Origin of the sequence: Pseudomonas sp. NPDC089534, from assembly GCF_044749305.1 — a bacterium.
Classification (GTDB): domain Bacteria; phylum Pseudomonadota; class Gammaproteobacteria; order Pseudomonadales; family Pseudomonadaceae; genus Aquipseudomonas; species Aquipseudomonas ekonensis.
The window spans coordinates 31,534-37,796 of record NZ_JBIVHR010000062.1 but is presented as its reverse complement, the minus strand read 5'-3'; the positions used below and the strand labels follow the sequence as shown (position 1 = coordinate 37,796).

At 65.4% G+C, this 6,263-nt stretch carries 5 protein-coding genes; 3 read left to right on the top strand and 2 right to left on the bottom strand.

Annotated elements, in window-relative coordinates; all coding sequences use genetic code 11:
- Positions 1-169: 169 nt before the first annotated feature.
- Complete coding sequence (locus tag ACIP0B_RS18915) at positions 170-565, bottom strand: YbaN family protein (RefSeq protein WP_400834901.1); 396 nt, start codon at positions 563-565, stop codon at positions 170-172.
- Between the two features lie 10 nt (positions 566-575).
- Positions 576-1,163, bottom strand: coding sequence for a UPF0149 family protein (locus ACIP0B_RS18910; protein ID WP_400834898.1), 588 nt, complete (start codon positions 1,161-1,163; stop codon positions 576-578).
- 398 nt (positions 1,164-1,561) lie between these two features.
- Between ACIP0B_RS18910 and recQ the strand changes: the two genes are divergently transcribed.
- The 3 genes from recQ (at position 1,562) to ACIP0B_RS18895 (ending at position 6,113) form a co-directional block, all read left to right on the top strand.
- On the top strand, positions 1,562-3,691 hold the full coding sequence (gene recQ, locus ACIP0B_RS18905) for a DNA helicase RecQ (protein ID WP_400834895.1): 2,130 nt from the start codon (positions 1,562-1,564) through the stop codon (positions 3,689-3,691).
- Positions 3,692-3,826: 135 nt separating this feature from the next.
- Complete coding sequence (locus ACIP0B_RS18900) at positions 3,827-4,261, top strand: MarR family transcriptional regulator (protein ID WP_085577876.1); 435 nt, start codon at positions 3,827-3,829, stop codon at positions 4,259-4,261.
- A gap of 127 nt (positions 4,262-4,388) precedes the next feature.
- Positions 4,389-6,113, top strand: coding sequence for a FimV/HubP family polar landmark protein (locus ACIP0B_RS18895; RefSeq protein ID WP_400834891.1), 1,725 nt, complete (start codon positions 4,389-4,391; stop codon positions 6,111-6,113).
- Positions 6,114-6,263: the final 150 nt, after the last annotated feature.

Sequence of the window (6,263 nt, the reverse complement as noted above, 5' to 3'; positions counted from 1 at the left end):
CGGTGCGCAGGGGCTGGATGAGCATGGCGGTGACTCCGGTGCGGGTGGGCGACGGAGTCATTTGAAGCCGGGGTGGGGGCAGTGGCTACTGTCAGATCTGACAGGGGAGGGCGGGTTTCCGACCGGTGGTCATGACCTGTGGAGAGGGAGCAAGCTCCCTCTCCACAGGTCATGTTTTTTTCAGGGTCTTCTGCCGCAGGATGTAGACCGTCACCAGCGTTGCGCTGGTGAGCATGAATCCCCGTGCCCAAGGCAGTGGCACCAGATAGCAGGAAAACAGAATGCTCGCCCACATCAGCCCGATCGCATAGACCTTGCCCTTGAGCGGAATGCCGTTGCCGTCGAGGTAATCACGAATCCACGGCCCGAGCTTCGGGTGCTCCACCAGCCAGCGGTAGAAACGCTCGGAGCTGCGCGCGAAGCAGGCCGCCGCGAGCAGCAGGAACGGGGTGGTGGGCAGGACGGGCAGGAAAATCCCGATCACCCCCAATGCCACGCTGAGCCAGCCGACGGCCAGCAGGAGATAGCGCAGCATCAGGGGACGGTTGCCTATGGGGTTGTCCATAGGCGGGAACTCAGTGGTGGCGAGGCTTGAGGATCGCCGGTTTTTCGTCCGGCGCCTGGCACAGCAGGTACAGCGCGGTCAGGGCTTCCGGGATCTGCACGATCATGTCGTCCATCAGGTTGGCGTCCTTGGCGATGTCCTCGAACTCTGGCTGCTCGTCGAACAGGCCCGAACCGACCATGATCGGCAGGAGCATTTCGCTGACTTCGTCTTCGGCGGTCTCGAACCAGGCCTCTTCTCGCAGGAACACGCCTTCCATGAAGCCGATGCACCAGCCGCGCAGCTCGGAGTCGTCCGGCTCGTCGCCCAGGTCCAGGTCGCACGGCAGCTCGAACTCCTCGTCGGAGGCCAGTTGGCGGGCGATGTGGGCCTTGAGGCCGATCAGCGTGGCTTCGATCTCTTCGCGCTGGGCGTCGCTGGTGTAGTGCGGCTCTTCGGCGAACAGCGCGTCGATCCATTCACGGTCCGGCACCACGTCCGCGCAGATCGACAGGGCGGTGAGGTAACCGTGGGCGGCCACGTAGTCCAGCGCCTCTTCATGCAGCTCGTCGGCGTCGAGGAAGACTTGCAGGCGGGTTAATTGCTCGGCGAAGGACATTACGGGGCTACCTTGGGGGAATAAACAATGCGGGAATTCTAGGCCTTCTTGAGCCCTCAAGCCAGCCGCACGGCAGATTTGCCCGCAATGTCCGGGCCGCTCCCGAACTTCTGCATCCAGCCAGGCACCCTGTGGGAGCCAGCCTGCTGGCGATGACGTCAGGGAGGGCACCGCATGGCAGGTCAAGCGAGTGGCTCCCACAGGTTCTTCGCGGTCCAGGTCGACACAGTCTTCTCAGCGGCGCCCTGCGCAGGGGAACGCTCGGGTATACTGCCGCGCTTTGCGATCCCTGCCGGCATGACGACGATCATGCAATGCGCCCTTACGTTTTGTTTAAGCAGCCCCGGCTGCCCTGAACCAGCCTGTGCAGGGATGTTTCGGTGATTTTTGGAGTTTCTATGCTCGAACAGGCTCAGCGCGTCCTCAAGGACATCTTCGGCTACGACAGTTTCCGTGGCCGCCAGGGTGCGATCATTGAGCGCGTGGCCAGCGGCGGCGACGCCCTGGTCCTGATGCCCACCGGCGGCGGCAAGTCCCTGTGCTTCCAGGTGCCGGCGCTGCTGCGCGAGGGCCTGGCGGTGGTGGTGTCGCCGCTGATCGCGCTGATGGACGACCAGGTCGCCACCCTTGAGGAGCTCGGCGTGGCCGCCGCCGCGCTGAACTCCACGCTGAGCGCCGAGCAGCAGCGCGACCTGGCGGCGCGGATCCGCCGCGGCGAAGTGAAGATGCTCTACCTGGCCCCCGAACGCCTGGTGCAGCCGCGCATGCTGAGCTTCCTGCAAGGCCTGGACATCGCCCTGTTCGCCATCGACGAAGCCCACTGCGTGTCGCAATGGGGCCATGACTTCCGCCCGGAATACCTGCAGCTGGGGCAGTTGGCGGAAATGTTCCCCCACGTGCCGCGCATCGCCCTGACCGCCACCGCCGACAAGCGCACCCGCGAGGAAATCGTCACCCGCCTGCACCTGCAGAACGCCGAACGCTTCCTGTCGAGCTTCGACCGGCCGAACATCTTCTACCGCATCGTGCCCAAGGAGCAGCCGCGCAAGCAGTTGCTGGCGTTCCTCGGCGAGCGGCGCGGCGATGCCGGCATCGTTTACTGCCTCTCGCGCAAGAAGGTCGAGGAGGTCGCGGCGTTCCTCACCGAGCAGGGGTTCCCGGCGCTGCCGTACCACGCCGGCCTGCCCAACGACCTGCGCGCGTACCATCAGCAGCGCTTCCTCAACGAGGAAGGCCTGATCATGGTCGCCACCGTGGCGTTCGGCATGGGCATCGACAAGCCCAACGTGCGCTTCGTCGCCCACCTGGACCTGCCCAAGTCCCTTGAGGCGTACTACCAGGAAACCGGGCGCGGCGGCCGTGACGGCTTGCCGGCGGATGCCTGGATGGCCTACGGCCTGCAAGACGTGGTGATGCTCAAGCAGATGCTGCAGAACTCCGAGGGCGACGAGCGCCACAAACGCCTTGAGCAGCACAAGCTCGATGCCATGCTCTCGCTCTGCGAAGAGACCCGCTGCCGCCGTCAGGCGCTGCTGGCCTATTTCGACGAAGACATGCCCGAGCCTTGCGGCCATTGCGACAACTGCGTCGACGGCGTGCAGACCTGGGACGCCACCGAACCTGCGCGTCAGGCGCTGTCGGCGATCTACCGCACCGGTCAGCGCTACGGCGTCGGCCACCTGGTGGATGTGCTGCTGGGCAAGGACAACGAAAAGGTGCGCAGCTTCGGCCATCAGCACCTGTCGGTGTACGGCGTCGGCAAGGCCTTGAGCGAGGGCGAATGGCGTTCGCTGTACCGTCAGTTGGTGGCCCGCGGGCTGGCCGACGTCGACCACGAAGGCTACGGCGGCCTGCGCCTGAGCGACACCTGCCGGCCGCTGCTCAAGGGCGAGGTGACCCTGGAGCTGCGCCGCGACCTCAAGCCGCAGGTCAGCGCCAAGGGCCTCAGCAAGAGCCCGGCCAGCCAACTGGTGCGTGCCGAAGAGCGCGAGCAGTGGGAAGCCCTGCGCACCCTGCGGCGCAAACTGGCCCAGGAGCACGGCGTGCCGCCTTACGTCATCTTCCCCGATTCGACGCTGGTGGAAATGCTGCGCAGCCAGCCGACCACGCTGGCGGAAATGGCCCGGGTCAGCGGCGTCGGCGCCCGCAAGCTGGAGCGTTACGGCGAGGCCTTCCTCGAAGTGCTCGGCGGCGAGGCCGAAACGCCGAAGGCCGTGGCCGACGTGCGGCACGAGCTGATCACCCTGGCCCGCGCCGGCATGACGCCATTGCAGATCGCCGGGCAATTGCAGTGCTCGGAAAAGAACGTCTACAGCATGCTGGCCGAGGCCATCGGTCAGCAGCAGTTGTCGTTGGAGCAGGCGCTCGACTTGCCGGAAGACCTGATGGGCGAAGTCCACGACGCCTTCCTCGACGGCGAAGGCGAACTGCCGTCGGTGGCCGAGGTGGCGGAGCTGTTCGGCAGCCGGGTGCCGGAGGGCGTGCTGTATTGCGTGCGCGCGGCGTTGCAGTCGGAATTCGAGATGTGAGCCTGGGCTTACACGACCCGTTGCTTTGATGTAACGATTCAGTGCAAGACATCCTCTTGCCTATAGCCAAATGTCATGCTTAGCTGACTAATAATTAGTTTTTTTCTATTTCTTCAGTCTAACCATGAGTGTTTTATGCCGTTAACCGATCAACACCGCTTTGGCATGCAACTGGCGCAGATGTCCCGTGGGTGGCGTGCCGAACTGGATCGCCGGCTGGCCGGCATGGGCCTGTCCCAGGCGCGCTGGCTGGTGCTGCTGCACCTGGCGCGCTTCGACGAGGCGCCGACCCAGCGCGAGCTGGCGCAGAGCGTCGGCGTCGAAGGGCCGACCCTGGCCCGCCTGCTCGACAGCCTGGAAAGCCAGGGACTGGTGCAACGCCAATCCGTGATGGAAGACCGCCGGGCGAAAAAGATCGTGCTGTGCCCTCCGGCCCGGCCGTTGATCGATCAGATCGAAACCATCGCCACGCAACTGCGCCACGAACTGTTCGAGGGTGTGGATGACGCGGACCTGAAGGTCTGCATGCGGGTTCACGCGCACATTTTGGGCAACCTGGAAAAATCCTGAGGCAAAACCGCGTGCCGGTTTTTTGAGGGATCGCGCTGGGCAGACTATAAGAACTACTGGGCAATATCGTGTTCGTACCGGATGTGCGAACGCATAGAAGTCGGTTTTGCTTATAAAAGGGATGCTCATGCTCGGAAGTCGGCACGTGGTACTGCGTTGCGCCCGCCCGCTGGTGGTGGCCGGCGTTCTTGTCTGGTCAACCGCCTCCTTGGCGCTGGGGCTCGGTGACATCACCGTGCATTCGGCCCTCGATCAGCCGTTCAAGGCCGACATCGCCTTGCTGGACGTCGGCGGGCTCAGCCAGGGCGATCTCTCGGTCAGCCTGGCCACGGCGGACGAGTTCAGCCGGGCCGGGGTCGAACGGGTGTTCTTTCTCAATGACCTCAAGTTCACGCCGATCCTGCGGGGCAATCGCAACCTGATCCGGGTGACGTCCGCCAAGCCGGTCAACGAGCCTTTCCTGAATTTCCTGGTGCAGGTCAACCAGCCCAACGGCCGACTGCTGCGCGAATACACGGTGCTGATCGACCCGCCGGGCTCGCCGGGCATCGTGCCGGCCACCGACGAGCCTGACGTGCGCGCCCAAGGTTCGGAATTCCCCATGCCCGAGGCGCCTGCGCCTGGCGTGCAGAATGCCCCCGTCGCGGCCCCTGTGCCGGCGCCGCCGGCCGCTCCCGCCAACGATGCGCTGGCCGAGCAGTTGGCGGCCAGCGTGCTGCAGAACCAGCAACTGCAGAAGTCCCTTGATGAGCTGAACGCAAGGCTTCAGGCGCAGGATGTCCAGCTCGCGGACGGCAAGAAACAGGTCAGCGACCTGCAGACCCGCCTGGCGGAGCTTCAGCAGGCACCGCCTCCACCGCCGGCCGTGCCGGTGCCGGCCCCGGTCGCAGCGCCGGCCGAGCCCCAGGAGGGCGCCCTCGATTGGCCGCTGCTCGGCGGCTTGTTCATCTTGCTGGGAGGGCTGGTGGCCGGCCTGCTTGCGTTCCGCCGGCGCAGGCATAAAGCAACGCCCGCAACAGCGCAGCCGGCCGTGCCGGTGCGCGATGAGCCCCGGATCGACGAGGCACGGGGTTCCCGTCCCGCAGCCGTCCAGGCCGCCACCGAACACCGTGACGAGTCCGGCTCGGGCGAAGTGCTGGAGGCGGTGGGCATCTATCTGGCTTACGGGCGGCTGGAGGAGGCCGCCGGCCTGCTGCGTGACGCGCTGAACAAGGAGCCGGAACGCACCGACCTCGGCCTGCAACTGCTTGAGGTGATGGGGCGGCAGGGCGATGGCGTCGCCTACGGTGAACAGGAAGCGCATCTGCGCGGATTGGGTGTGGCGCAGACGACGTTGCAGGCGATCCGCAGCCGTTGTCCGAAACTGGCCCCTGTCGCAGCTCCGGCGCCCGTGGTGGCCGCAGCACCGGTCGTCACCCAACCCCCGGCGGCCGTGACTGAAGATGATTTCGAGCTGAACCTTGGGGAGCTGTCGATGGATTCGAGCTGGGACCTGAACGAAGAGCGGCCAGCCGATGCTCCCGCTTCACCTGAGATGTCCACGCTCGGCGACGGCCTGAAGGTGTTGCCGCAGGACGTCGACCCTGAAACCGCAGAGCTGGAGTGGATCACCGAACCGCAGGATCAGACGCTGGACGAAGATTTCCTCAAGGAATTCGGCGATCCCGACCTGTCGCTCGACCTGCAGCCGTTGGAGCCGCCGGCGGCCGGCGCAGGAAAACTGGAGCAGGCCCAGACCTGCATCGACGACGGTGACATCGACAGTGCGATTGCGTTGCTCAACGAACTGCTCAAGGAGGGTGACGAGCCGCTCCGGCAGACAGCGCGGACACTGTTGGCGGGAATCCGCTGAGACGTTTTGGATCTTGCCCGGCGGTGCCTGGGCTGGCGTCATCGCCAGCAGGCTGGCTCCCACAGGTATCGCGGCTGAACGCAGAACCCGTACACCCCACGGACACTGTGGGAGCGAGCTTGCTCGCGATGGCGGCCTGTCAGACGCACC

Coding starts and splice junctions, on each gene's coding strand:
- ACIP0B_RS18915 (WP_400834901.1), bottom strand. CDS start 565: ATGGACAACCCCATAGGCAACCGTCCCCTGATGCTGCGCTATCTCCTG.
- ACIP0B_RS18910 (WP_400834898.1), bottom strand. CDS start 1,163: ATGTCCTTCGCCGAGCAATTAACCCGCCTGCAAGTCTTCCTCGACGCC.
- recQ (WP_400834895.1), top strand. CDS start 1,562: ATGCTCGAACAGGCTCAGCGCGTCCTCAAGGACATCTTCGGCTACGAC.
- ACIP0B_RS18900 (WP_085577876.1), top strand. CDS start 3,827: ATGCCGTTAACCGATCAACACCGCTTTGGCATGCAACTGGCGCAGATG.
- ACIP0B_RS18895 (WP_400834891.1), top strand. CDS start 4,389: ATGCTCGGAAGTCGGCACGTGGTACTGCGTTGCGCCCGCCCGCTGGTG.